General features: G+C 70.3%; 26 protein-coding genes. 4 read left to right on the top strand and 22 right to left on the bottom strand.

The annotated features are described in order from the left end of the window. Positions 1-64: 64 nt before the first annotated feature. Together AVL59_RS34695 and AVL59_RS34700 are read left to right on the top strand one after the other, a co-directional pair. Positions 65-985: a 5'-3' exonuclease gene (locus AVL59_RS34695; protein WP_067312674.1), complete on the top strand. Its 921-nt coding sequence runs from the start codon at positions 65-67 to the stop codon at positions 983-985. 111 nt (positions 986-1,096) lie between these two features. Continuing rightward, positions 1,097-1,945: a siderophore-interacting protein gene (locus AVL59_RS34700; protein WP_067318102.1), complete on the top strand. Its 849-nt coding sequence runs from the start codon at positions 1,097-1,099 to the stop codon at positions 1,943-1,945. 11 nt (positions 1,946-1,956) lie between these two features. On the opposite strand, the gene AVL59_RS34705 is transcribed toward AVL59_RS34700, so the two are convergent. The 5 genes from AVL59_RS34705 to AVL59_RS34725 form a co-directional block, all read right to left on the bottom strand. After that, a complete protein-coding gene (locus AVL59_RS34705) occupies positions 1,957-2,895 on the bottom strand; it encodes a 5'-nucleotidase (protein WP_067318103.1) in 939 nt (312 codons plus the stop codon). A 77-nt stretch (positions 2,896-2,972) separates the two neighbouring features. Further along, positions 2,973-3,749, bottom strand: coding sequence for an ABC transporter permease (locus AVL59_RS34710; RefSeq protein WP_067312676.1), 777 nt, complete (start codon positions 3,747-3,749; stop codon positions 2,973-2,975). Continuing rightward, complete coding sequence (locus AVL59_RS34715; protein ID WP_067312678.1) at positions 3,746-4,753, bottom strand: ATP-binding cassette domain-containing protein; 1,008 nt, start codon at positions 4,751-4,753, stop codon at positions 3,746-3,748. The genes AVL59_RS34710 and AVL59_RS34715 overlap by 4 nt, the downstream gene beginning before the upstream one ends. Before the next feature lie 188 nt (positions 4,754-4,941). Continuing rightward, positions 4,942-5,589 (bottom strand): PadR family transcriptional regulator, encoded by a 648-nt coding sequence (locus AVL59_RS34720; protein WP_067318105.1) that lies wholly within the window; start codon positions 5,587-5,589, stop codon positions 4,942-4,944. A 125-nt stretch (positions 5,590-5,714) separates the two neighbouring features. Next, complete coding sequence (locus AVL59_RS34725; RefSeq protein WP_067312680.1) at positions 5,715-6,296, bottom strand: GNAT family N-acetyltransferase; 582 nt, start codon at positions 6,294-6,296, stop codon at positions 5,715-5,717. A 54-nt stretch (positions 6,297-6,350) separates the two neighbouring features. Here AVL59_RS34725 and AVL59_RS34730 point away from each other — a divergent pair, with 54 nt between their 5' ends. Further along, complete coding sequence (locus tag AVL59_RS34730; RefSeq protein WP_067312682.1) at positions 6,351-7,304, top strand: RluA family pseudouridine synthase; 954 nt, start codon at positions 6,351-6,353, stop codon at positions 7,302-7,304. An 18-nt stretch (positions 7,305-7,322) separates the two neighbouring features. On the opposite strand, the gene AVL59_RS34735 is transcribed toward AVL59_RS34730, so the two are convergent. The 16 genes from AVL59_RS34735 to AVL59_RS34810 form a co-directional block, all read right to left on the bottom strand. After that, a complete protein-coding gene (locus AVL59_RS34735; protein WP_067312684.1) occupies positions 7,323-8,804 on the bottom strand; it encodes a cytochrome P450 in 1,482 nt (493 codons plus the stop codon). A gap of 46 nt (positions 8,805-8,850) precedes the next feature. Continuing rightward, positions 8,851-9,471, bottom strand: a complete 621-nt coding sequence (locus tag AVL59_RS34740) for a GTP-binding protein (protein WP_067312686.1) — start codon at positions 9,469-9,471, stop codon at positions 8,851-8,853. Further along, positions 9,452-9,868 carry a DUF742 domain-containing protein gene (locus tag AVL59_RS34745; RefSeq protein ID WP_067312688.1) on the bottom strand — a complete coding sequence of 139 codons (417 nt, stop codon included), beginning with the start codon at positions 9,866-9,868 and terminating at the stop codon, positions 9,452-9,454. Before AVL59_RS34745 ends, AVL59_RS34740 begins: the two co-directional genes overlap by 20 nt. Next, positions 9,865-10,269: a roadblock/LC7 domain-containing protein gene (locus tag AVL59_RS34750; protein WP_067312690.1), complete on the bottom strand. Its 405-nt coding sequence runs from the start codon at positions 10,267-10,269 to the stop codon at positions 9,865-9,867. Before AVL59_RS34750 ends, AVL59_RS34745 begins: the two co-directional genes overlap by 4 nt. Next, positions 10,266-11,924 carry an ATP-binding protein gene (locus AVL59_RS34755; RefSeq protein ID WP_167549310.1) on the bottom strand — a complete coding sequence of 553 codons (1,659 nt, stop codon included), beginning with the start codon at positions 11,922-11,924 and terminating at the stop codon, positions 10,266-10,268. The genes AVL59_RS34750 and AVL59_RS34755 overlap by 4 nt, the downstream gene beginning before the upstream one ends. 561 nt (positions 11,925-12,485) lie before the next feature. Next, a complete protein-coding gene (locus tag AVL59_RS34760; protein WP_067312694.1) occupies positions 12,486-15,338 on the bottom strand; it encodes a DEAD/DEAH box helicase in 2,853 nt (950 codons plus the stop codon). Between the two features lie 107 nt (positions 15,339-15,445). Next, complete coding sequence (tatC, locus tag AVL59_RS34765; protein WP_208870493.1) at positions 15,446-16,390, bottom strand: twin-arginine translocase subunit TatC; 945 nt, start codon at positions 16,388-16,390, stop codon at positions 15,446-15,448. 47 nt (positions 16,391-16,437) lie between these two features. Then, on the bottom strand, positions 16,438-16,722 hold the full coding sequence (gene tatA, locus AVL59_RS34770) for a Sec-independent protein translocase subunit TatA (protein WP_067312697.1): 285 nt from the start codon (positions 16,720-16,722) through the stop codon (positions 16,438-16,440). Between the two features lie 238 nt (positions 16,723-16,960). Then, on the bottom strand, positions 16,961-17,155 hold the full coding sequence (locus AVL59_RS34775) for a hypothetical protein (RefSeq protein ID WP_067312699.1): 195 nt from the start codon (positions 17,153-17,155) through the stop codon (positions 16,961-16,963). 20 nt (positions 17,156-17,175) lie between these two features. Continuing rightward, the gene (locus AVL59_RS34780; protein WP_067312701.1) at positions 17,176-17,436 is read right to left on the bottom strand and encodes a hypothetical protein; all 261 of its coding nucleotides are present in this window, start codon (positions 17,434-17,436) and stop codon (positions 17,176-17,178) included. A gap of 175 nt (positions 17,437-17,611) precedes the next feature. Further along, complete coding sequence (locus AVL59_RS34785; RefSeq protein WP_067312703.1) at positions 17,612-18,640, bottom strand: helix-turn-helix transcriptional regulator; 1,029 nt, start codon at positions 18,638-18,640, stop codon at positions 17,612-17,614. Between the two features lie 19 nt (positions 18,641-18,659). Then, the gene (locus tag AVL59_RS34790) at positions 18,660-19,613 is read right to left on the bottom strand and encodes a helix-turn-helix transcriptional regulator (RefSeq protein ID WP_067312705.1); all 954 of its coding nucleotides are present in this window, start codon (positions 19,611-19,613) and stop codon (positions 18,660-18,662) included. A gap of 119 nt (positions 19,614-19,732) precedes the next feature. Continuing rightward, positions 19,733-20,104: an FKBP-type peptidyl-prolyl cis-trans isomerase gene (locus AVL59_RS34795; protein WP_067312706.1), complete on the bottom strand. Its 372-nt coding sequence runs from the start codon at positions 20,102-20,104 to the stop codon at positions 19,733-19,735. Positions 20,105-20,197: 93 nt separating this feature from the next. Further along, complete coding sequence (locus AVL59_RS34800) at positions 20,198-21,205, bottom strand: FKBP-type peptidyl-prolyl cis-trans isomerase (RefSeq protein WP_067312708.1); 1,008 nt, start codon at positions 21,203-21,205, stop codon at positions 20,198-20,200. 143 nt (positions 21,206-21,348) lie between these two features. Continuing rightward, on the bottom strand, positions 21,349-22,710 hold the full coding sequence (pafA, locus tag AVL59_RS34805) for a Pup--protein ligase (protein WP_067312710.1): 1,362 nt from the start codon (positions 22,708-22,710) through the stop codon (positions 21,349-21,351). A gap of 9 nt (positions 22,711-22,719) precedes the next feature. Next, entirely contained in the window at positions 22,720-23,979 is a 1,260-nt protein-coding gene (locus AVL59_RS34810; protein WP_067312712.1) for an MFS transporter, read from the bottom strand. Positions 23,980-24,118: 139 nt separating this feature from the next. Between AVL59_RS34810 and AVL59_RS34815 the strand changes: the two genes are divergently transcribed. Then, the gene (locus AVL59_RS34815; RefSeq protein ID WP_067312714.1) at positions 24,119-25,135 is read left to right on the top strand and encodes a LacI family DNA-binding transcriptional regulator; all 1,017 of its coding nucleotides are present in this window, start codon (positions 24,119-24,121) and stop codon (positions 25,133-25,135) included. A 62-nt stretch (positions 25,136-25,197) separates the two neighbouring features. On the opposite strand, the gene prcA is transcribed toward AVL59_RS34815, so the two are convergent. Then, positions 25,198-25,935: a proteasome subunit alpha gene (gene prcA, locus AVL59_RS34820; RefSeq protein ID WP_067312716.1), complete on the bottom strand. Its 738-nt coding sequence runs from the start codon at positions 25,933-25,935 to the stop codon at positions 25,198-25,200. Positions 25,936-25,947: the final 12 nt, after the last annotated feature.

Raw genomic sequence — 25,947 nt, forward strand, 5'->3', positions numbered from 1 at the left:
TCAGCTCACAGGGGCCCGACCCTTGCGACGGGTGACCGTCAGTGCCGTACGGCATGATGCGAGCGTGACCGGACGACTCATGCTTCTCGACACCGCCTCGCTGTACTTCCGCGCCTACTTCGGCGTGCCGGACTCCGTGAAGGCGCCGGACGGCTCGCCGGTGAACGCCGTGCGCGGGCTGCTGGACTTCATCGACCGACTGGTCAAGGATCACCGGCCGGAGCGGCTGGTGGCCTGTATGGACGCCGACTGGCGGCCGCAGTGGCGGGTGGACCTCATCCCCACCTACAAGGCGCACCGGGTGGCGGTGGAGCACGAGGGCGGGCCGGACGAGGAGGAGGTGCCGGACACGCTCTCCCCGCAGGTGCCGGTCATCGAGGCCGTGCTGGACGCGGCCGGCATCGCCAGGGTCGGCGTCGAGGGGTACGAGGCGGACGATGTGATCGGCACGTTCACCGCCCGCGCGGACGGCCCGGTGGACATCGTCACCGGCGACCGCGACCTCTATCAGCTGGTCGACGACGAGCGCGGGATCCGGGTGCTGTACCCGCTCAAGGGTGTCGGCACGCTGCAGATGACCGATGAGGCGGTGCTGCGCGAGAAGTACGGGGTCGACGGCCGGGGGTACGCGGATCTGGCGCTGCTGCGCGGCGATCCGAGCGACGGGCTGCCGGGCGTGGCCGGCATCGGCGAGAAGACGGCGGCCAAGCTGCTCGCCGAGTTCGGCGATCTGGCCGGGATCATGGCGGCGGTCGACGACCCGCAGGCCAAGCTCACCCCGTCGCAGCGCAAACGGCTCGACGAGGCCCGGCCGTATGTCGCCCTCGCGCCGAAGGTGGTGCGGGTCGCGGACGACGTCCCGCTGCCGGACGTCGACATCGCCCTGCCGCACGCCCCGCGGGATCCGGCGGGACTCGAGGCGCTGGCGGCGCGCTGGGGGCTCGGCGGCTCCCTGCAACGGCTGCTGACCACGCTCGCGGAGTGATCCCTACGGAATATTCCTGCAAAACGCGTTCATGAAGCGTTCCCGGAGCCCCTGTTGAGCGGAGAGAGATGCTAACTTAGGTAAACCTAACCAATGCAGCAGGAGGTCGTGATGGCCGAGCGTCCGGGACGACAGCCGCGCAAGCCCCGTACCGCACGGGTGGTGCGCACCGAGCGGCTCACCCCGCACATGCAGCGCGTGGTGCTCGGTGGCGAGGGACTCGCCGGTCTCCCGGCGGACACCTGCACCGACCACTACGTGAAGCTGCTGTTCGCACCGGCGGGCGTGAGCTACCCGGAGCCCTTCGACCTGGAGCGGATCCGGGCGGAGTTCCCCCGTGAGCAGTGGCCGGTCACGCGGACGTACACGGTGCGCGCCTGGGACCCCGAACACCTCGAACTGACCCTGGACTTCGTCATCCACGGCGACGAGGGCCTGGCCGGGCCGTGGGCCGCCCGGGTGCGGCCCGGGGAGACCGTGCGCTTCATCGGTCCTGGTGGCGCGTACGCGCCCGACCCGAGCGCCGACTGGCATCTGCTCGCCGGTGACGAGAGCGCGCTGCCCGCGATCGCCCGCGCCCTGGAGTCGCTGCCGGCCGGTACCCGGGCGCATGCCTTCGTGGAGGTGTCGGGCCCCGAGGAGGAGCAGAAGATCGACTCCGAAGTGGAGGTCGTCTGGCTGCACCGCGGGGACCGGCCGGTGGGCGAGGCCCTGCTGGAGGCGGTGGAGGCGCTCACGTTCCCGCAGGGCCGGCTGCAGGCGTTCGTGCACGGTGAGGCGACCTTCGTGAAGGAGCTGCGCCGGCTGCTGCGGGTCGAGCTGCAGATCCCGCGCGAGGACCTGTCGATCTCCGGTTACTGGCGCCTCGGCCACAACGAGGACGGCTGGCAGGCCGGCAAGCGGGAGTGGAACGCCCGTATCGAGGCCGAGCAGGAGAGCGGCGGGGCCGCGGCCGCGTAGGACCGGCCCGCTCAGGGCGCCGTTTCGTTGATCTTGCCGAAGGGGACGTGCACGCTCGGGGTGGTCCGCGAGGTGCGCTCCAGGTGGGTCACCTGGTCGTCGAAGAAGATGTGCGGGTTCAGCACCTTCATGACGGCGCCCTTCTCTATGCCGCCGAGGAAGAAGGCGTCGTTGACGGTGACGCCCCACTTCTTCAGGCTCGTCACGGCACGCTCGTGCGTCGGCGCGCTGCGCGCGGTCACGATGGAGACGTGCACCCGGATCCTGTAGTCCGGGTCGTCGCGCCGGCGCTGCTCCTCGCGGCGCTGTATCCGGTTCACACTGGCCAGGAAGTCGCGCAGCGGCCCGGGGTCGTGCGGGGTCGCGGCATTGCGGGCCTCATGGGCGCGGAACTCCTCCAGACCGCCCGTCTGGTACACCTGCTCCGAGGCGTCACCGGCCAGGACGCCGTCGAAGTCGAAGGCGATGCGCAGATCCCGGTCGACGGGGTCGTCCGCGTGCGGGGAGCCGAGGACGTGCCCCGCGGGCAGGCCCGCGGCGACGGCCTCGCGCACATCGTCCCCGTTCGCCGACAGGAACAGCGACATGTTGAAGGCCGTCATGAACGGGTGGGGGGACCGCCCCTGCATGAAGACGGCCCGGGTGATCGGCAGGTCGTGCGCCTGGATGGAGCGCATGACCCGCAGACCGGTGTCGGGGTCGTTGCGCGAGAGGATGATGACCTCGACGAGCGGATCCCCGGGGTCGCCGAGGTCGTTCAGCGACAGCAGCCGCTGGACGAACGCGAACGCGACCCCGGGGCGGAGCGTGTTGTCCAGATTCTCTTCCTGGTAGGCCCGGTAGGCCTCCTCCCCCTGCTCCCGGAACACCGCGTCCGACTCCTCCAGATCGAACAGGGCGCTGGAGGCGACGCCGATGACGAGTCGGTCCGCAAGCTCGTAGGGCGGCATGACCTTCACCTCGGGGCGGGAGAATCGGACGCCCCATCATGTCATCGATCAAGCGGCGGATCCGGGCCCGGAAGCGCTCACACCGACCGCTGGTACGACCTGAGCGCCCTGATCGACAGCCACACCGCGGCCACGGCCAGCGCCAGCAGCGCCCCGCCCCGGTCGGCCACGGCCATCCGGTCGGGGTGTGCGGACAGCGCCGAACGGCCCGCCACCATGGCCCAGTTGAGCGGGTTGAAGTCGGCGACGTGCCGCATCCAGCCCGGCATCTGGGACGGCGCCATGAAGGCGGAGGACAGGAAGGTGAGCGGCAGCAGCAGGAAGGTGTTGATACCGATGACCGACTCGCGTTCGCGCACCAGCATGCCCAGCGCGTTGGACAGCGCACCGAAGACCGTGCCGAGCAGCACGGAGGCCAGGACCAGGACCGCGATGCCGCCGAGTCCGCCCGGGTAGTCGGCACCGCCGAGCAGCCCCAGCAGGACGATGATCACCGACTGGAGCGCGGTGACCAGACCGTTGTTGACGACGTTGCCGTTCATCAGCGCGGCCCTGCTGACCGGGCTGGTCAGGAAGCGGTCGAGGGTGCCGCGCTGGATCTCCTCCAGCGTGCCCATCCCGGCCCACATGTTGGAGCTGAGGGCGCTCATCACCACCACACCCGGCACCAGGTAGTCCAGGTAGGAGGTGGTGCCGAAGCCGCCCAGTTCGACCACCTTCTTGAAGAGGCCGCCGAAGAGGAACAGCCAGATCACCGGCTGGACCAGGGTGATGATCGCATAGGCGGGCTGCCGGGCGAACACCAGCAGCTGACGCTGTGTCATGTACCAGGTCTGTGCAACGGCGTTGCTCATCGCGCACCTCCGGCGGGCACGAGGGTCCCGGCGCTCTGCGCCTCGGCGTAACGACGGCCCGCGTGGCGGAGGTAGACGTCGTCCAGCGAGGGCCGGGCGACGGTCGCGGAGGCGACGGTGACCCCGGCGCGCTCCAGACCGGCGAGCAGCCCGGGCATGGCGGCCGCTCCGTCGTCGGCGCGGACGCTGATCCGGCGCCCCTCGCACAGCACCTCGTGCACGCCGGGCAGTGCGCCCAGGGCGTCGGTGAGCAGCGCGCGGCCCGCCTCGCCGACCGGCTCGCGCAGTTCCAGACGGACTGCGTCGCCGCGCAGTTCGCCCTTGAGCGCGTCCGGAGTCCCCTCGACGACGACCCGGCCGCGGTCGACGATCGCGATGCGCCCGGCGAGCCGGTCGGCCTCCTCCAGGTAGTGCGTGGTGAGCAGGATGGTCAGCCCCTCCTCGCCGGCCAGGCGGCCGATCTCCTCCCACATCGCGGTGCGCGCCTCGGGGTCCAGGCCGGTGGTCGGCTCGTCCAGGAAGAGCACCTCGGGCCGGTGCACCAGCCCGAGGGCCACGTCCAGGCGGCGCCGCATGCCGCCCGAGTAGCCCTTGACCGGGCGCCGGGCGGCATCGGCGAGGGCGAACCGCTCCAGCAGCTCGTCCGCCCGGCGGGTCAGCGTGGCGCCCCGCATCCCGTGGAGCCTGCCCTGGAGCAGGAGGTTCTCGCGGCCGGTCGCCACCGGGTCGGCGCCGGAGTGCTGGGCGACCACGCCGATGGCGCGGCGCACCCGGTCGGGGTGGCGCAGTACGTCGTGTCCGGCGACGGTGGCGGTGCCGGAGTCGGGACGGGCGAGGGTGGTCAGGATCTTCACGGTGGTGGACTTGCCGGCGCCGTTGGGGCCGAGCAGCCCGAAGACGGTGCCGGCAGTGACGGTGACGTCCATGCCGTTCAGGGCGGTGACGTCCCCGGGATAGGTCTTGATCAGCTGGCGCGCCTCGACTGCGGGCGCACGGGTGTTCATGTCGGCTGCTCTCCTCGGTGAGCGGTATCAGCGGATGACGGTCGGCTGATCCGCGCGAAGAGCGCCCGGCTATCCTGGGTGTGCCGCACCTCGATCGCCTGGAGCCGCTTCACGGCGGATTCAGCCCGGGGTTCGAGACCCCGGCAAGGCTGCTGCAACAGCCCTGCCGGGGTCTGTTCGGTTCTGGGTCACTCCTCGGTGTCGTGCGCCTCCAACTCCCGGAACTCGGGCGGGATCTCGCCCGTTTCATGGAACCGCCGCCAGCCGTCGACTCCGGGCAGGGTGCCCTTCCCGATCTCGTCCAGGACGTCGCGCACCCATGTGGCCTGCGCCTGAAGCATGTGCAGCTGGTACTCGGTCTCCACCAGGAAGAGCCGCGGCAGCGTCTCGTACAGCTTCTGCAGGGCCCCGCGACCGCTGGCCACCTGCACCTCCAGGGTCGCGAGCCGCTCCTCCAGGAGCCGGACGACCTCGTCGGGGTGCAGCACCCCCATGAGGGAGAGCGCGGTCTCGAAGATCGGGAACTCCTTGACCGGTACGGCCATGAGGTCGGACATCCACTCGGTCAGCTCCTCGCGCCCGGCGTCGGTGAGGCCGTAGACGGTGCGCTCGGGGCGGTTGCCCTGCCGCTCGACGTCGGTCACCTCGACGAAACCGTGCTTCTCGAGGTTCTGCACGACCGTGTAGAGCGAGCCGTAATTGATCTTCGTACTCGTGTCCTTGCCCTGCCGGCGCAGGGTCTGGGCGATCTCGTACGGATGCATCGGCTTCTGCCAGAGGGTCGCCAGGACGGCGAGCGCCAGCGGATTGCCGAGCTTTCGGCGCTTGACGCCCATGACCACCACCTCGCTTCCGAATATCCGTGGACGAACATATCGCGAGTTCTCCGCCACGGTCAATACACACGATGTATCGCGTTCCGGAGTCCACCGCGAGGCCGGTGGCTTCGCGGCAGGCGCGGTCAGTCTCCGCGCACGCGTGCGTGCAGGTGCATGTCGTGCCAGCCGTCCGCGTGCAGGCAGGCGCTGCGCTTGGTGCCCTCCAGGGCGAAGCCGGTCTTGGCGGCCACGCGGCAGGACGCCTCGTTGGCGGTGGCGTGCAGGAGTTCGAGGCGGTGCAGGCCGATCTCCTCGAAGGCCCAGCGGGTCAGCGTGGTCGTGGAGCGCGCCGCGACGCCCCGGCCCCGGGCCTGTGCCACGGTCCAGTACGCGACCTCGGCCACACCGTCGCCGAGCATGATCTGCCGGAGGGCGACCCGGCCCAACAGCTCGTCCGTGTCCTCCTCCACGACGGCCCACTGGGCGTTGTCCTCGCCCTCCCAGGACGACCGCCACTCCTCGATCCAGGCGGCGGCCTCGTCCTCGGAGTCGCAGGACTTGATGTGCCACTGGTGCAGGACCGGATCCTGGAAGGCGGCATGTACGGCGGGCGCGTCCGAAGCCCGCCAAGGGCGAAGGACCAGGCCGTCGCCGGTCGGGAGGGTGGGCTGCGGGGTACGGGCGAGGACTCCGGCGGTCAGAACCGGGCTGGTGAGGTAGGGCATGATCGGCATCCTGCCAAGGTCCCGGGCCGTGCCCCAACCGTATTCTGGGTGGCGATGAGACGCCGTACGCCACCCCCGCCCGCCCCGCTCCCCCAGCACGACGGAGTCGACCCGGTGCGGGTGCGGCTGCCGTTCGGCGGGCAGTGGGCCACCGTTCGGGAGCATCTGGTGGAGCGGCTGACGGGCGCCGGGCCCGGCGTGGTCGCGGGGATGTTCGACGCGGGGCTGGTGGTGGCGGCCGACGGGCGGGCGGTGGCGCCGGACGCGCCGTACGAACCGGGGATGTTCGTGTGGTTCCACCGGGAGCTGCCCGAGGAGATCACCGTGCCGTTCCCGGTGGAGGTGGTCCACCGGGATGAGCACATCGTCGTCGCCGACAAACCGCACTTCCTCGCGACGACCCCGCGCGGCACGCATGTCGCCGAGACCGCGCTGGCCCGGCTGCGCCGCGAGCTGGACCTCCCTTCGCTGACCGCCGCGCACCGGCTGGACCGGCTCACCGCCGGACTCGTGCTGTTCACGGTGCGGCCCGAGGAGCGCGGGGCGTACCAGACGCTGTTCCGGGACCGGCGGGTGCGCAAGGAGTACGAGGCCGTCGCGCCCTACGATCCCGCGCTCACCCTGCCCCGGACCGTGCGCAGCCGGATCGTGAAGGAGCGCGGGGTGCCGGCCGCCCGGGAGGTCGAGGGCGAGCCGAACGCGGTGACGCGGGTGGAGTCGGCCGGGCACCGGGCGGGTCTTGGCCGGTACCGGCTCATCCCCGAGACCGGGCAGACCCATCAGCTGCGGGTGCATCTGAGCGCGCTGGGCGTGCCCATCCTCGGCGACCCGCTCTATCCGGAGGTGACCGCCCCCGTACCGGCCGGTGACTTCCGGCGTCCGCTGCAACTGCTCGCGCGGAGGCTGGAGTTCACCGATCCGGTCACGGGGGCGGAGCACACCTTCGTCAGCGGGCGGACGCTGTCGGCGTGGTCGGACCCGGCCGAGTGGGCCGACCGGGCGCCGTAGCCGCGCCGCCCCTCGGCATCACTCGCCGCGCCACCAGCGCAGCAGGCGCCGCCACAAGCCGGCGCGGCGGGCCTGCCGCGGTGCGACGGCGGGCTCGGGAACCGGCGGCGGGACCATCGGCCGGGGCTCGGCGGCGGGTGCCGGCTCCGTGCGCGGGGTGCCGGTCTGCCAGGTGGCGCGCTGCGACGGGATGGGTGCGGGGCTGGGCGGGCGCTGCACGTCCTGCTGGGGCTTCGGTTCGAAGCGCACCGGCAGGGCCACCAGGTGCCGGGAGGCGATGGACGACCGCCAGCGCAGGTCCTCCTCGGGGCAGTCCAGCTGGATGTCCGAGAGCCGCGTCAGCAGGGCGTCCACGCCGACGTCGGCGATGGCACGGCCGATGTCCTGGCCGGGGCACTCGTGCGGGCCGCCCCCGAAGGCGAGGTGCGAGCGGTTGCCCTGCATGCTGGCGGACAGGTCCGGGCGGACGCGCGGGTCCACGTTGCCCGGGGCGGGCGCGAAGAGCAGTCCGTCGCCCTTGCGGATGATCTGGCCGCCCAGCTCCGTGTCCTGCTTGGCGAAGTAGCCCAGGACCGTGCTGAACGGCGGCTCGTCCCACAGGGACTGCTCGATCGCCTCCGGCACGGTCATCTGGCCGCCGTTGAGCTGGGCGCGGAAGCCCGGCTCGGTCAGGACCATGCGCAGCGCGTTGGCGAGCAGGTTGGCGGTGGCCTCGTAGGCCGCGAACAGGACGAGGCGCAGATGTTCGCGCACCTCGTCGTCGGTCAGCCCCGCGGGGTGGGTGATGAGGTGACTGGTGAAGTCGTCGTCGGGCCGGGCACGGCGGCGGGTGGTGAGCCGGCTCAGCGCGTCCATGACGTAGGTATGGCTCTGGATGGCGGTCTCGGTGCCCTTGAGGGCGTCGCGGGCGGCCTGCACCATCCGGTCGTTGTACTCCTCCGGCATGCCGAAAAGCTCGCACATGACGGCCATCGGCAGGTGCTCGGCGAACTGGGAGACCAGGTCGGCACGGCCCCGTTCGCAGAAGTCGTTGACCAGTTCCTGGGTGTAGCGGCCGATGTGACGGCGCATGTTGCGGTGGTCGATGGTCGACATGGCGCCGGTGACCGCCGCGCGCAGCCGCTGGTGCTCGTCGCCCTCGGCGTGCGAGCAGATGGGCTGCCAGGCGATGTGCGGCATGAGGGGGTGGTCGGGTTTGACCATGCCCTCCTGCAGCGGGGTCCAGATCCGGCTGTCGCGGGTGTACTGGGCGGGGCTGCGCACCAGGTGCAGGTTCTCGGTGTGCCCGAGGACCACCCACATCGGTACGTCGTCGTGCAGCAGCACGGGCGCCACGGGGCCGTGCTCGTCGCGCAGGCGCTCGTAGAGGTCGTCCAGGTCGGCCGCGTCGGGGCCGTAGAGCCGGTGCGGTCCCCCGGCGCCCAGGCCGTGGGCCGGGCAGCCCGGCGGCGGGCCGGGGACGGGGTCTGTGCCGGTCAGGGATTGCGGTTCAGGCGTCACAGTGTCGCTCCGGAACGGAAGGTGTGGGGGTATTGCGGTATGCGGGTCAGGTGAGGGCGCCGGACAGGGCGAGCGAGTGCAGGAAGCGCATCAGGGTCATCAGTACCTCCTTGCTGGAGGCCCGGCGCCGCACATCGCAGTCCATGATCGGGATGTCCGGGGTCAGGTCCAGCGCGGTGCGCAGTTCCTCGACGGGGTAACGGGGCGCGTCGGGGAAGGAGTTGATGGCGACGACGAAGGGCACCCCGCGCTCCTCCAGGCGTCCCATGACGTCGAAGCTGACTTCCAGGCGCCGGGTGTCGACCAGGACGACCGCGCCGAGCGCGCCTTCGAACAGGCCGTTCCACAGGAACCAGAAGCGCTCCTGGCCGGGGGTGCCGAAGAGATAGAGCACCAGCTTGTCGGTGATGCTGATGCGGCCGAAGTCCATGGCCACGGTGGTGGCGGTCTTGGATTCGGAGCCGTAGTTGTCGTCGACCCCGATGCCGGCCTGGGTCATGGTCTCCTCGGTGGTCAGCGGTCTGATGTCGCTGACCGAACCGACCATGGTGGTCTTGCCGACGCCGAAGCCGCCCACGATCACGATTTTCACCGCGGCCTGCGCCGTGTGCGGCAGATGGTCCTCGGTGCGTGGTCCGGGGATGGTGTCAGAGCCGTTGAAGTCCATGCATCACCGCTTCGAGGATGGAACGGTCGGCGACCGCCTTGCGGACGATCGGGGCGCGCGCCTGCACCAGTTCGGTCGTGATCAGCTCGGTGATCAGGACGGTCATCGCGCTGAACGGCAGATTGAGATAGGCCGAGAGCTCGGCCACGGACAGAGGGGCGGTACAGAGCCGGAGCACTGCCGCCTCCTCCGGTGAGGCGGACGGCGGCGGCGCGGAATGCGCCACGATTAAGGTGACCAGATCGAGTTCGGCCCGGCCGCCGCCGTCGGTGCCGGCGATGGTGTACAGACGTTCGGGATACCTGCGCGGTTGCTCGCCGTCCGCCGGCCCGGCGGGCGGGGGCGGCGGGGGCGGCAGTGGCTGCGGCCGGCGCCGTTTGCGTTGCGGAGGAGTCATACGGCCTGCCCGTTCCGCCGGGGCGGACTGGTGAGGTGAGCGCCCACCCGGACGACCAGGTCGCGCATCATGCCGCCCATCCGGCCCGGCTCGCAGGTCACGTCGGCGAGCACGGCGAGGTAGGCGTTGGCACCGGCGTTCATGAGGTAGAAGTAGCCGCCCTCGATCTCGATGACGACGAGCTTCATGTCACCGGCACCCGGGATCTCCTGGATGATGGCACTGGCGAGGCTCTGTACGCCCGCGCAGGCGGCGGCCACCCGGTCGGCGGCGTCGGGGTCACCGCCATGGCGGGCGATGCGCAGTCCGTCGGCGGAGAGCACCACGATCATCTCGACGCCCGGTACGCCGTCGTTCAGCTGCTTGAGCATCCAGTCGAAGTTGCCTCGCTGCTGGATCACTTGAGGTCCCCCTCGTCGTCGGCCTCGGTGCCGGTGTCCGAATCGTTGAGCAGGTGCGTGTACGCGGTCGGGTTCAGCGTGAAGTCGGTCAGTTCGCTCGCGGTGGCGCCCTCGGGCATGCCCTTCTTCAGGCCGTTCCAGAAGTCGTCGACCCACATGCCCGGCGGCCGCTCCCGGAGCTTCTTGATCTCGGGGTCCATCTCGGGCTCGGGTTCGGGCTCGGGCTTGTGCTGGGACCAGATGGTCGGCCTGCCCTCGCGCTCGGCGCGCTCGATGGCGGCCTGCTCGGCGATCCGCTGGCTGAGCGGGGTCTTGACCCGGCTGCGGCGCTGCGGCAGACCGCCCGCCGTCCACTCGGTGACCTCGGGGACGTCGTCCTCCATGGAGATCCCGGCGGGGATGCGGGGGCTGGTGGGGCGGCGCTTCTTGGGCGGGCGCTTGGGGCCCTCGACCGCGCCGAGTTCGGGCTTCGGCACGGCGGTGGCACCGATGCCGTGGGCGGCGCCGACGCCGGGCTCGGTGGTGGTCATGACGCCCGGTACGACGAGGATCGCGCGGACACCGCCGTAGGCGGAGGCGCGCAGCGAGACCTTCATGTCGAAGGCCTTGCAGAGCCGGCCGACGACGGCGAGGCCGAGGCGCGGGCTGGAGCCCAGGTTCTCCGCGTCGTCACCCGCCATGGCGTCGGTGATCGCCTTCTCGATGCGGGCGCGGGACTCCTCGTTGAGGCTGACGCCGGCGTCCTCGATCTCGATGACGACGCCGGTCTGCACCTCGGTGGCGGTGACGTGCACCTTGGTCGTCGGCGGCGAGTAGCGGGTGGCGTTGTCGAGGAGTTCGGCGGCCGCGTGGATGATCGGCTCGACCGAGGTGCCCTTGATGTTGATGTTGACGATCGAGTTCAGCTCGATGCGCCGGTACTCCAGGATCCGGGACATGGCACCGCGCAGCACGCTGTACAGCGAGACGGGCAGGGGCCACTGGCGGCCGGGGCGCCCGCCGCCGAGCACGGAGATGGTGTCGGCGAGACGGCCGATCAGCGAGGTGCCGTGGTCGAGGCGCAACAGGTCGTCGAAGACCTCGGGGTTGCGGCCGTGGTCCTCCTCCATCTCGCGCAGTTCGTTGGCCTGCTGGTGGACGATGGCCTGGATGCGGCGGGCGATGCTGACGAAGGAACGCTCGGTCGCGTCGCGCATCGAGATCTCGTGGTCGGCGCCGCGCAGCGCGCTGTACAGCAGGACGCGCTGCGACTCGGGGATGTGGCGCAGCTCGGGGTCGAGGTCGATGACCTTGCGCATCACCTCCCTGAGCGATTCTCCGTGGCGCAGCCGGTGCAGCGCGGTGGGCAGGACGTCGGTGGCGAGGCGGACGATCTCCTCGTCGTGGGCGGCGAGGCGGCGCTCCAGATACGCACTGTGACGGGCGTGCTCGGCCTGCGCCTCGCGGAGCTTGCGTCCTCGGCGGACGGCTTCGGCGGCCGTGGCGAGGACCAGAAGCACGGCCACCGCCCCGCACCCACCGACGGCGATCCGGGCCGTGGCAGGTACGAGGGCGACGGCGGCCCCGGTCGCCGCGGCCATCACTATGGCAGGCGGCAACAGCACGCGCGCGTAAGGACGTTCACGGCCGCCGGGAGGCTTTCGAACACTCACCATGGATGCCTTCTGAGACGAATCGGCTGGGTGTCGGAGGAGCTTTTGAGGGGAAGGTTCATGGAACTGAGGGGATCTTCTGGATACTTGGGAACAGACGCACGAATACACCTCAACTCGGTGCGCCGCGGGCGAGCTTAGTCCGAGCGGATCATCGCCGTGTCATATTCGGCAAGCACCTGAAATCGCCCACGCAACAGGAGTACGCTCGGCTCCATTTGTACGCTCGGAGATCATTCGAACACGCCACGTTACGACATACAGGCGTGCGAAGGTGACTCACCGTGATGAGTGAATGAGAGCCCCGATGGACCCCGGACGCCGCCGGCGGCCCAGGATCACGGCCGCGCGCCGGATCGACCGAACGGGGCGGGCGCACCGGTACGGATGACCGGTCTCGCACCCTTCAGGGAAGCCGCCGTCGCGCCCTACGGGGTGCGCTCACGACCGAGCGGCGTACGACAGTGACTGCCTTTGTCGACAAATTGATCGCCCTCTTCGATCGGGCGGTGGACGACGGGCGCGGGCGGCCATCGGCGCACCCGCACCCGTCGTCCGACGACGTCATCCCACGGACGAGTAGGCGACCACTCCGCGGAGCAACGCGTCGACGGCCTTGCGCGCGTTCTTCGCCACGGTCGAGCCCTCCGCGGGAGAAGCCGCGGCGATCTGCCCGAGGACGTCGATGACCTGCTTGCACCAGCGCACGAAGTCGCCCGCCGGCATCTCCGCCTCGCGCAGCACCTCGTCCAGGCCCGTGCCGGAGGCCCACATGTAGGCGGCCCAGGCGAAGCCGAGGTCCGGCTCGCGCTGGCCGACGCCCTCGGTCTGGTTGATCCGGAAATCCTCCTCCACCGCGTCCAGGCGGCCCCAGATCCGGACCATCTCGCCGAGCGCGGCCTTCGCCTTGCCGGAGGGCAGCTTGGGCGCCATGGCGTCGTCGCCGACCCGTGCCTCGTACACCAACGCCGAGACGCAGGCCGCCAGTTCGGCCGGGCCGAGGCCCTCCCAGACGCCCTCGCGCAGGCATTCGCTGGCCAGCAGGTCGAGTTCGCCGTAGAGCCGGGCGAGCCGTCTGCCGTGCTCGGTGACCTCGTCGCCGCGCAGGTAGTCCAGCTCGGTCAGCAGCGCCACGATCCGGTCGAAGGTCCGCGCGATGGTGTTCGTACGGCCCTCGATGCGGCGCTCCAGCTGCGAGGTGTCACGCAGCAGGCGGTGGTAGCGCTCGGCCCAACGGGCGTGGTCCTCACGGTCGTTGCAGCCGTGGCAGGGGTGGGCGCGGATCGCCGTGCGCAGCCGTGCGATCTCGCGGTCGTCGGCGGCCTGCGAACGCTTCTTGCGGGCCCGCTCCGGCGGGATGTGCCCGGCCTTGGCGCGCAGCGCGGAGGCGAGGTCCCGGCGGGACTGCGGGGAGCGCGGGTTGAAGCTCTTCGGGATCCGCATCCGGTCCAGCGGCTCGACCGGTACCGGGAAGTCCATCGACGCCAGCCGTTTGACCTGCCGTTCGGCGGTCAGCACCAGCGGGCGCGGGCCGTCGTGGTGGTCGAAGCCGCGGTGGCCGTTGGAACGGCCGGCGGGCAGGCCCGGGTCCAGGACCAGGGCGAGACCCGCGTACTTGCCGGTGGGCACGTGGATGACGTCGCCCGGCTTGAGCTTCTCCAGGGCGACGGCGGCCTCCGCACGCCGCTCGTTCGCGCCCTGCCGGGCCAGCTCCGTCTCCCGGTCCTTCAGTTCGCGGCGCAGCCGCGCGTACTCCTCGAAGTCGCCGAGGTGGCAGGTCATGGAGGCCTTGTAGCCTTCCAGGCCCTCCTCGTTGCGCTGCACCTGGCGGGAGATCCCGACGACCGACTTGTCGGCCTGGAACTGGGCGAAGGAGGTCTCCAGCAACTCGCGCGAGCGGTGCCGGCCGAACTGCTCGACCAGATTGACCGCCATGTTGTACGACGGCTTGAAGCTGGAGCGCAGCGGGTACGTACGCGTGCCCGCGAGACCGGCCAGGTGCTCGGGGCTCATCCCGCGCTGCCAGAGCACGACCGCGTGCCCCTCGATGTCGATGCCGCGGCGCCCGGCCCGGCCGGTGAGCTGGGTGTACTCGCCCGGCGTGATGTCGGCGTGCTGTTCGCCGTTCCACTTGACGAGCTTCTCCAGCACCACCGAGCGGGCGGGCATGTTGATGCCGAGGGCCAGGGTCTCGGTCGCGAACACGGCCTTGACCAGGCCGCGCACGAACAGCTCCTCGACGACCTCCTTGAACGTCGGCAGCATGCCCGCGTGGTGGGCTGCGATACCTCGCTCCAGGCCCTCCAGCCACTCGTAGTAGCCGAGGACGTGCAGGTCCTCGGACGGGATGGCGGCGGTGCGCTCCTCGACCAGCGCGCGGACCTGTTCCCGCGCCTCCTCGTCGTTGAGTCTGAGGCCCGCGTACAGGCACTGCTGGACGGCGGCCTCGCAGGCGGCGCGGCTGAAGATGAAGGTGATCGCGGGCAACAGCCCCTCGGAGTCGAGCCGCTCGATGACCTCGGGCCGGCCCGGCGTCCACACGCGCGAGCGCTGTCTGCGCTCGCGCTCACGGTCGGCCTCGCGCATCGCCCGGCCGCGTCTGCGGTCCTGGTACGAGGGCCGGGTCGCCTCCATGCGGGCGAGGCGGGCGAGGTCGGGGTTGACGGCCTTCTTGTGGCCCTCGCCCTCCTCGAACAGGTCGTACATCCGGCGTCCGGCGAGGACGTGCTGGAACAGCGGGACCGGCCGGTGCTCGGAGACGATCACCTCGGTGTCGCCGCGGACGGTGTCCAGCCAGTCGCCGAACTCCTCGGCGTTGGACACGGTCGCCGACAGTGACACCAGGGTCACCGACTCGGGGAGGTGGATGATCACTTCCTCCCAGACGGCGCCGCGGAAGCGGTCCGAGAGATAGTGCACCTCGTCCATGACCACATAGCCGAGGCCGAGGAGGGTCTGGGAGCCCGCGTACAGCATGTTGCGCAGCACCTCGGTGGTCATCACGACCACCGGGGCGTCGGAGTTGATGCTGTTGTCGCCGGTGAGGAGGCCGACCATGCCGTCTCCGTAGCGGCGGCACAGGTCGGCGTACTTCTGGTTCGACAGTGCCTTGATGGGTGTCGTGTAGAAGCACTTCTTGCCCTGCATGAGGGCGAGGTGGACGGCGAACTCGCCCACGATCGTCTTGCCCGAGCCGGTGGGGGCGGCCACCAGCACACCCTTCCCCGCTTCGAGCGCCTGGCAGGCCTCGATCTGGAAGGGGTCGAGGCCGAAGTCGTACATCTCGCGGAAGGACGCGAGCGCGGTGGCCTGCTCGGCTGCCCGCCTGCGGGCTGCCGCGTACCGCTCGGCCGGTGAGAGGTCCTCTGTCATCGTGCTTTCGAGCGTACCGGGCGCCACTGACAACAGGACGATCATTATCCGGATCTTGGGCTGATCAACAACGGCGGATGCCCCCGTCCTCGCGGGACGGGGGCATCCGCAGCGCCTCGGTGCGCGGCCGGCTCAGCTCATGGCCGGTGGCGTCAGGTGATGTCGTCGTAGCCGTTGACCCGGTCGGTGTCCGACTGCTCGGGCAGGGCTCGGGTGGCGGAGACGGGCTCGATCTCGCCGATCTCCTCGGGCGTGAGATCCAGCTCGGAGGCCTCGTCGTCGGCGGGCCCCGTGGCCTCCCGACGGGCCTTGCGCCGGTCGTTGATCATCGAGAAGGCCACGGCGATGAAGAACAGCGCCCAGATCGGCGCCGCCAGCGCCAGCATCGTCCCCGGGTCGGGGCTCGGCGTGGCCACCGCCGCGAAGGCGGCGATGCCGACGATCATGCCGCGCCACCAGCCGAGCATGCGCCGACCGGACAGGACGCCGGTGAGGTTGAGCATGACCAGCAGCAAAGGCATCTCGAAGGCGAGTCCGAAGACCACGATCATGCGCGTGACCAGGTCGAGCAGCTCATCCAGCGGCAACAGATTCTCCGCGCCGCCGGGCGTGAGGTCGATCAGCACCTTCGCCGTCATGGGCAGCACGTTGTAGGCGAGGTAGCCGCCGCCGAGGAACAGCGGGAAGCCGAAGCCCACGAACGCGTACGCGTACCTCTTCTCGTGCCGGTGCAGACCGGGCGCGACGAATGCCCACAGCTGGTAGAGCCAGACAGGCGCCGCCAGGACGACGCCGGCCGTCAGCGCGACCTTCAGGGCCAGGGTGAACGGCGCCAGCAGACCGCTGACGGTGATGTGCGCGCAGTGAACGTTCTTGTTCTTGGCCAGCTCTCCGAAGGACTGCCCGCAACCGACCTTGTCGAGCACCGGCTGGGTGATGAAGTTGATGATGTCCTTGTAGAAGAAGGCCGCCACCACCGCGACAACGACGATCGCCAGGACTCCCTTGGCGAGCCGGTTGCGCAGCTCACGCAAGTGGTCCGCGAGCGGCATCCGCCCCTCGGGATCCCTCTCCTTGTTGCGGGCAGACTTGGGCAACCCACATCCTCATCTCGTACAGCGGACCGGATGCCCCGGTCCTCCCGTCAGCGCTGGGTCGTGTCCGTCGGCTCGTTGACCGGCCGGGAGCTGGTCACGTCGCCGGGCGAGGCCTGGATCGTGCGCTGGGCGGGGGTCTGCTCGTCGGCCGGCTGGGCGGAGGTGGTGGACTGCTTGCCCTCGTCCTTCATCGCCTTGGCCTCGCTCTTCAGGATGCGCGCGGACTTGCCGAGTGAGCGCGCCATGTCCGGGAGCTTCTTGGAGCCGAACACGAGGACGATCACCAGAACCAGGAGCACCAGGTGCCACGGCTCAAGTGCGTTGCGGAACATTGGTCTTCACCTTCTCACTGAGGCGGGGCGACGGGGCATGTCCGACCGGTCGGACAAATGTCTGACCATCGTGCTGGCAGCGATCGTAACGCCCGGGGGTGAACGTAGAACAATCCCCGTGCGTACTCCTGCTCTCTGCGGACCGTGCCTCGTACTCCGGGCCGCGACCAGCAGCGTACCTGGCCGGACCGTCAAGGTGACAGGGCGAAGTGACCCAAAGCGCATCACTTGCGTCCCATCAGAGCGCGTCCACGGCGCGGGCCGCGCTCGCCGCCGACCGTTCCAGATCCTCGGCCGCCCTGTTGATACGGCGCGCGGAGTCCGCGACCTGCTGTCCGAGGCGCCGCGCCTCCAGGAAGACCCGAACGGCGAGCACCCCCAGGACGGCGAGACCCAGGAAACCCACGGCTACCGCGAACATCGGCCAGAACATGACGTCGAGCCTAGACGGTCCTAGACCGTGGAGTGCAGCCGCAGGGTCCTGACCCCGCCACCGGTGAGCAGCTCGACGATGCGCTCCCCGGCGGGCTTGCGGACCACGGCCTCGCACTCGGGGCAGGTGAAGGAGTAGAACGTCGTCCGGCTGGTGGCCCCGATGGCCAGCCGCAGGGCGCTCGCGGCGAGCTCGAAGCGGCCCCGGCAGTCCGGGCAGCCCGCCTTGAACACCACGGGGACCGCTCTCTTCATCCCGGCGAAGGCGGCCGCCACCGTCATTTCCCCCGCACCGGACACCGGAGACTCGCTCACAGCCCTCGCTCCTCGTCTTCTGGTCGTTCGCCTGCGGGACCGCCGCAGGCGGCACCGAAAGACCGGCCGTGCCGGCTCCCCGGGCCCGCGGGCGCCCTGCCCCTCGGGACCGGCACGGTCCCGTGGCTCACTTCTGCCTGTCCTACCGGCCGTCGTCCGGACCGCCGGGCACCCCATGCGCCGCGCCCGCCGGTATGTCGTACGCCGCCAGGGCCTGGCTCGCCGCGCGGCGGGCGCTGTCGGCCAGCTCGGGCGGCGAGACGATCCGGCCGTCGCGGCCGAGCCGCAGGGCCAGCCGCCTGAGGGAGGCCGGATCGGGGGTGCGCAAAGTGATACGCAGCCCGCCGTCGGGAAGCTCATCGGCACTGTCGTGGGGGTAGTACTCGGCCACCCAGCGGCCGCCCGGGCCGACCTCGACCACGACCTCCGGATCCTCGGCGGCCGGCTGCACCAAGGCCTCCGACAGGTCCCGCAGCTCGATCTCCGGCGGCGCGGACGGCTCGTCCAGGATCCTGATCTCGGCGACCCGGTCGAGCCGGAAGGTGCGGCGCGCCTCCGAGCGGCGGCACCAGGCCTCGACATAGGTGTGTCCGACGCTGACCAGACGGATGGGGTCGATCTCGCGCTCGGTGACCTCGTCCCGTGCCGGGGAGTAGTAGCGGATCCACAGCCGGCGGCGCTCGGCGATCGCCCGGTCGACGTCGGCGAAGACACCGCCCTCGGACTCGAACGTCACCGACAGGCGGGAGCTGGCACCCGCGGCCTCTCCGGCGGCCGCCTCCACCTTGGCCGTCGCCCGCAGCAGGGCCTGCCGGTCGCCCTCCCTCAGGCCCGGCAGCGTCGAGACCGCGCGGGCGGCCACCAGCAGGGCGGTCGCCTCGTCGGCCGCGAGCCGCAGCGGCTCGGCCGCATCCTCGCCGAGCGCGGCCGGGTTGTGCCACCAGATGCGCTCGCCGTCGGTGTCGATGTCCAGCAGATCGCCGCCGCGGAAGCTGGTGCCGCACATGGGCAGCAGATCGAGGTCGGAGACCAGCTCGTCCTCGGTGATGCCGAAGGCGCGCGCCACATCGGCGATCCGGGCGCCGGGGCGCTCCCTGAGGTAGGTCACCAGGGAGAGCATCCGCCGGGTCTGGTCGATGGCGTTCACGGGCCTGACCGGTTTGCCTGCCATAGTCCTGCTCCGCTCCCCCTCAGCCCTTGGCCACGGCACTCAGCCGGTCCACCACGTCGGCCCGCAGCTCGGCCGGCTCCAGGACCACCACGTCCGGCCCGAACTCCACCAGCCAGGCGTCCAGACCGTGCCCGTACGGAATTTCCAACTCGTCCCACCCGTCGCCGAGTTCCCGGACCTTGGTGGCCTTCGCCCGAAGGGGGTAACCGGCACCGGCACGCAGCCGGATCAGCGCCGAGCGGTCGGCGATCTCGCCCGCCCAGCTCGCGACGGTCTCACGCACGGTGACGACGTCGGGCACCTCGGCGGTGAAGCCCGTACCGCGCGAGCGGACCCTTCCGGTGATCCGGGAAAGCCGGAAGACGCGCTCGGCGCCCCGGTCGCGGTCCCAGCCGGCCAGATACCAGTGGCCGCGCCAGCACTCGAGCGCCCACGGCTCGACGTGCCGCGGCTCGGGATGGGCCGCGGACGCCTTGCGGTAGTCGAAGACGACGGGCCGACGGTCGCGGCAGGCCAGCATCAGCGGTTCGAAGGCGGCCTCGTGCACGGGGATGCGCGGCTCCAGGGCACCGTGCGCCTCGTAGGGGTCGACCTCTTCGGGCAGCCCGGCCGCGCGCAGCTTCTGCAGGGCGCCGCTGGCCGCGCCGGCCAGCCGGGCCTGCTGCCAGACCTTGGCGGCCAGGCCCAGAGCGGCGGCCTCCTCGGCGTCCAGGGTGATGGGGGGCAGGCGGTTGCTGTCGCGGCGGGCGAGATAGCCGACCTCGCCGTCGAGGTTCTCCACCGTCGCGATGACGAGGCCCAGCTCGCGCAGGTCGTCCTTGTCCCGCTCGAACATCCGGTTGAAGGAGTCGTCGGACCCTGCTTCGAGGTAGGCCTCGATGGACTCGCGCAGCTCGCGCTTGCTGAGCGGCCGCCGTGTCCCGAGCAGACACAGCGCGAGGTTCATCAGCCGCTCGGCCTTGGCAATGGCCATCGACGCCCTTCGCCTTCCTCATGGTGCTTCCGACCGATGACCGTACCGCTCCCGTGGGTCGCGGGAAAAGCCGAGGGCCCACGCCCGGGCAGGCATGGGCCCCAGATGATCGGATCCGATCAGACTCCGAGCAGGTCCACCACGAAGATCAGCGTCTCGCCGGGCTGGATCGCCGGGGTCGGGCTCTGGTTGCCGTAGGCGAGGTGCGCGGGGATGGTCAGCTGGCGACGGCCGCCGACCTTCATGCCCTGTACGCCCTGGTCCCAGCCCTTGATGACCCGGCCGCCGCCCAGCGGGAAGCGGAACGGGGTGCCCCGGTTCCAGCTGGCATCGAACTCCTCGCCGGTGCTGAAAGCGACACCCACGTAGTGGACGGTGACGGTCTGACCCGCCTGCGCCACCTCGCCGTCGCCCTCCCAGATGTCCTTGATCTCGAGGTCCGCCGGGGGCTCGCCGCCCGGGAAGTCGATCTCGGGCTTGTCGATGTTCACGTCAAAAGCTCCTGCTTGTGTACGACACGGAACACGGACAGTCTTTCATCCGCGCAGGTCTGCCGCCCGCCACAACCACCGGCGGTGCCCTGCCTACAACGAGGCCAGGATGTCCACCGAGAACACCAGCGTGGAGTCCTTCTTGGCGGGTCCGCCGCTCGGCGGGTTGTCGCCGTAGCCCAGGTCCGGCGGTACGACGACGAGGACCCTGCTGCCCACCTTCTTGCCGGTCAGCCCCTGCGACAGACCCTTGACGACCTGCTGCATCTGCTCCAGCGAGATCTGGCTGAGCCGCCCGGAGCCATACGTCTGCTGAAACGCCTTGCCACTGTCCCAGACCACACTCTTGAACTGGCACAGGATCGCCTGGTCCGCCTTGAGCTCCGGCCCGTCGCCCTCCAGGACGTAGGTCGACACCAGCTTCTTCGGCGGGGCGGACTTCGGAACAGTGATCTTGGGCTCACTGCCGTCGGTGTTGGTGCCGACCTTCGGCAGAGCGGCATCGCTCTGCGCGACCGGCTTGCCCTTGGCGGAGCTCTTGGAGTTGAAGGAATCGATCACATCGATGACGAAGACGAGGGTGTCGGTGCCCTTGATCCCCGCCTGGGAGTTGCCCGACTTTCCGTACCCCCACGTGGGCGGGACCGCGATCTGCACCCGGCTGCCGGTCTTCTTGCCCGCGAGCGCGTACCGCCACCCGTCGATGATGCTGCCCCGGGCGAGCTGCATGACCAGCGGACGGTGACGGTCGTAGGAGTTGTCGAAGACCTTCCCCGTGCTCCAGACCTGGCCCAGGTAGTTGGCCTGGACGAAGTCGAGCTCCGCGACCGTGCGGCCCCCGCCCGCGATGACCGTCTTGACCGCGAGGTTCTTCGAGGGATCCCCCGACCCCTTGGCGACCGTCGGCTTCTCACCGAACTTCGTACCCGCCGTGATCGCCGGCAGCGGACCGTCCACGATCTTGGGCGGCGGAGGGGCCGACGCCGAGGCCGCCGGCTTGGGCGCGGCGGACTTGCTGGAGTCGGACTTGCCGTCGCCGCAGCCGGCGAGCGTGACCAGTCCTGCGGGAACGGCGGCGAGGAGGAGCGAGCGTCGGCGCACGGAGAAGCCTCGTAATCGATCGATCTTGCGGATTGGCGTGCGCGCAACTCTACGACGCGAGAAGGGCGCCGTACCCGAAACGTACGGCGCCCGTGTGGCGTTCCCGTATTCCGACGCGGAAACGCTCGACTCACATACCTTCGTCACATTCCGGCGATGAGCTTCTCCACGCGATCGTCCACCGAACGGAACGGGTCCTTGCACAACACCGTGCGCTGCGCCTGGTCATTGAGCTTGAGGTGCACCCAGTCGACCGTGAAGTCCCGGCGCTGTTCCTGCGCCCGGCGGATGAAGTCACCGCGCAGCCGCGCCCGAGTGGTCTGCGGAGGAACCGACTTGCCTTCGAAGATCTTCAAGTCGTTGCAGATCCGGGCCGCTTGCCCCTTTCGCTCCAGCAGGTAGTACAGCCCACGACGGCGGTGGATGTCGTGGTAGGCGAGGTCTATCTGGGCGACCCGCGGATGGGACATCGTCATGTTGTGCTTGGCCCGGTACCGCTCGATGAGCTTGTACTTCATCACCCAGTCGATCTCGGTGCCGATGCGGTCGAGCTCCTCCGACTCGATCGCCTCCAGCGTACGGCCCCACAGCTCCAGGACCTGCTCGACCGTGCCGGTACGGATACCGCGGCGGTCACAGAAATCGACCGCCTTGTCGAAGTACTCGCGCTGCACCTCCAGCGCCGAGGCCTCCCGGCCACTGGCCAGACGCACCTTGCGCCGGCCGGTGATGTCATGGCTGACCTCACGAATCGCCCGGATCGGGTTCTCCAGGGTGAGATCACGCATCACCGTGCCCGCCTCGATCATGCGCAGCACCAGATCGGTGGCCCCGACCTTGAGCAGCATGGTCGTCTCGGACATGTTCGAGTCACCCACGATGACATGCAGCCGGCGATACCGCTCCGCGTCCGCGTGCGGCTCGTCGCGGGTGTTGATGATCGGCCGGGAACGCGTCGTCGCCGAGGACACGCCCTCCCAGATGTGCTCCGCGCGCTGACTCACGCAGTAGACGGCGCCGCGCGGGGTCTGCAGGACCTTGCCCGCGCCGCACAGCAGCTGTCTGGTCACCAGGAACGGGATGAGGATGTCCGCGAGCCGGGAGAACTCCCCGTGCCGGGCCACCAGATAGTTCTCGTGGCAACCGTAGGAGTTGCCCGCCGAGTCGGTGTTGTTCTTGAACAGGTAGACGTCGCCCGCGATTCCCTCCTCGTGCAGGCGTCGTTCCGCGTCCACCAGGAGTCCCTCGAGAATGCGCTCGCCGGCCTTGTCGTGGGTGACCAGTTCGGTCACATTGTCACATTCGGGTGTGGCGTATTCCGGATGTGACCCCACGTCGAGATAGAGCCGGGCGCCGTTTCGCAGAAAGACATTGCTGCTGCGGCCCCATGACACGACACGGCGGAAGAGGTACCGCGCCACCTCGTCAGGCGACAGGCGGCGCTGTCCCCTGAACGTGCACGTGACGCCGTACTCGTTCTCCAGCCCGAAAATGCGGCGGTCCATGACTGAACATTACGCCCGATCCCCCGAGCTGAAACGGGGTTCGACAGCACGATTTGGATCATTTTCCGATGAAGCCGCAACCACCCCGCCCCGCGCGGGAGCTGCGAGGACCCGTCCGGTGACGAGCAGCACCAGCAGGGACACGGCCCCCGCCGCACCCGGAAGCGCGAAACCCCACAGCGCACCACCACCCTGGACGACCGGTCCCGCCAGCCCCGTTCCGACCGACGCACCCACGGTGAACGTCGTCACAAGCCAGGAGAACGCCTCGGTGACGGTTCCGCTCGGCGCGTGCCGGTCGACGATGATGAACGCACAGGCGATACAAGGCGCCAGGAACACCCCCGACACCGCGGTCAGCAGCACCATCGCCACCACGCCCGGCATCAGCGTCAACGGCAGATAACACACCGCCAGAAGTGCCACCAGCACCCGCAGTCGCCGCTCCGGCGTACCGCTCCACCGCCGCGCGCCGTACACCGTGCCACCCGCCAGTGCGCCCAGACCGAGCGCGGCCATCAGCCAGCCGTAGACCGCGTCACCACCATGAGCGTCGGCGTACGACACCGCGGCCACCGTGATGGAACCGAGCGCGATCCCGACGAACAGGAAGGCACCGAGCAGCGCCAGCAGGCCCGGCGAGCGCAGAGCACCCAGCCAGTGCGCCTCGCGCGGTTCCGAGCGCCACGCGCGCGAGGGCGGCGAGACGACGACGGAGAGCGCGCCGAGGACACCCACCACGTTCAGCACCAGCAGGGCCGCCCGCTCCGACCACAGCGACACGCACAAGGTCACCAGCAGCGGCCCCACGGTGAACATGACCTCCTGCGCGACCGCGTCCATGGCGTACGCCGTGTGGACCTGCTCCTCCCGGCGCAGCACGGAGGGCCACAGCGCACGCAGGCCGCCCTCCAGAGGCGGGGTGAACAGGCCGGCCGCCGCGACCGACGCGTACGCGAACGGCAGCGGGTCGGTGCCCGAGAAGGCGAAGGCCGTCATGGCGAGGGCGGAGGCGACCGCCGCGGGCAGCTGCACACGCGGCTGCCCGTACAGATCCACCAGCCGGCCGAGCACGGGCTGGCCCACGGCGTTGGCGACGCCGTACACCGCCGCGAGGGCGCCCGCCAGGCTGAAGGAGCCGCCCTCGGCGCGCACGAACAGCACCAGGGCGATCGCGGCGGTCGCGTTGGGCAGCCGGCCCACCAAAGTGCCCGTCAGCAGCCGGGCCGCGTGCTTCGCCCTGAGGATCTCCAGGTACCCCGCGGCCATGCCCCGCCTCCAAGTGTTACGTATAACGTCGCTTCTCATACGTACCATGTGCGCTGTTCACAGTCCAGACGACCGACAGTGAGCCACGGGGCGCGAGCACCCGAAGGCACACGACCAGACAACGAGGAGCAGGCCCGCGGTGGCACCCAGCAGCACGCGCCCGACCAGCCGTGACGTCGCCCAGGCGGCAGGAGTCTCCCAGGCGGCCGTCTCACTCGTGCTGGGCGACAAGTGGCGCGGCCGCGTCTCGGAACCCACCGCCGAACGAGTCCGCGAAGCGGCACGCGCACTCGGCTACCGGCCCAACCTCGCCGCCCGCAACCTGCGCCTCGGCCGCACCCGCACCGTGCTGCTCGTGGTACCGGCCCTGACCACCGAATTCTTCGCCGGCGTCTACACCGGCGCGGCACGGGTCGCGGCCCAGAACGGCTTCGGAGTCGTCCTGTACCCCTCCCCCGAAGGCATCGGCCCCGCCCGCGACCCCTTCGCCTCCGCACAAGCCGCCCTCGACGGCGTCATCGCCTCCTCCATGGCCGCCGACGCACTCACCGCCATCCGCGGCGACCAACTCCCCCTGGTCATGCTCGACAGCGACCCGGCAGGCAGCCTCGGCGCGGCAACGGTCAACCTCGACATCGCCGACGGTGTCCGCCAAGTCGCCGAACATCTGCTCGACCTCGGCCACCGCCGCATCCTCCACCTCGCCGCCGACGTCCCCTCCTGGACCTTCGAGATCCGCGCGCGCGAACTCGCGGCACGCCTGGCCGCCGCCCCCGGCACGAACATCCGTACCGCCCCCGCGCCGATCTCCATCGCGGGAGCCCTGGCCGCCACAGAGGCCGCGCTCACCGCACCCGGCCCCCGGCCGACAGCCATCGTCTGCGACGACGACAAACTGGCCGCCGGCGCCTACAAGGCCCTGCGCCGCCTCGGCCTCAGGGTTCCCGACGACGTCTCCGTCACCGGCCTGGACGACCTGGCCCTGGCCACCGCCATCGACCCCGAGCTGACGACGGTACGGCTGGACGCCGAGCTCTTCGGAGAACGCGGCATGAAAGCCCTGCTGGCCGTCCTGGAGGGCCGGGAGCCCGACGGCGGCGACATCCCCGTCGAACTCGTCGTACGAGGCTCCACAGCGCCGCCTCACACGCCCTGAAACGCCGCGTGCCCCGACCGGAGAACCGGCCGGGGCACAACAGGAACGGGACAGGGGCGGACCTACTCCTCCTCGGAGCTCTCCGCCTCGGTCGCCGCGCCGCCCTCCTCCAGCAGACGCGAGAGCTGACGGCCGACGATGCGCTTGAACTTGCGCTTCTGCGGACGCGTACGGTCCAGAACCGCGACCTCAAGGCGCTCCGCCGGAATCTCCCGCTGGCTGCCGTTCGACTCACGGGACAGGGCCTGCACGGCCAGCTTCAACGCCTCGGCCAACGTCATGCCGTCCTGATGACGCTGGTCGAGGTAGTTGCTGATCAGCTCCGCATTGCCACCGACGGCGACCGAACCGTGCTCGTCCACGATCGAGCCGTCATGCGGCAGCCGGTAGATCTGGTCACCCTCCGGGGTCTCCCCGACCTCGGCCACGACCAGCTCCACCTCGTACGGCTTCTCGGCCGCGCTGGAGAAGATCGTGCCCAGAGTCTGGGCGTACACGTTGGCCAGACCGCGGGCGGTCACATCGTCCCGGTCGTAGGTGTAACCCCGCAGGTCGGCGTAGCGAACGCCACCGATCCGCAGATTCTCGTACTCGTTGTACTTACCGGCGGCCGCGAAGCCGATCCGGTCATAGATCTCGCTGAACTTGTGCAGCGCACGGGACGGATTCTCGCCCACGAACACGATGCCATCGGCATACTGCAACACGACCAGGCTGCGGCCACGGGCGATGCCCTTGCGGGCGTACTCCGCCCGGTCGGCCATGGCCTGCTGAGGTGAGACATAGAACGGCGTCGACACCGGTTATCCGTC

The organism is Streptomyces griseochromogenes (assembly GCF_001542625.1).
Taxonomy (GTDB): Bacteria; Actinomycetota; Actinomycetes; order Streptomycetales; family Streptomycetaceae; genus Streptomyces; species Streptomyces griseochromogenes.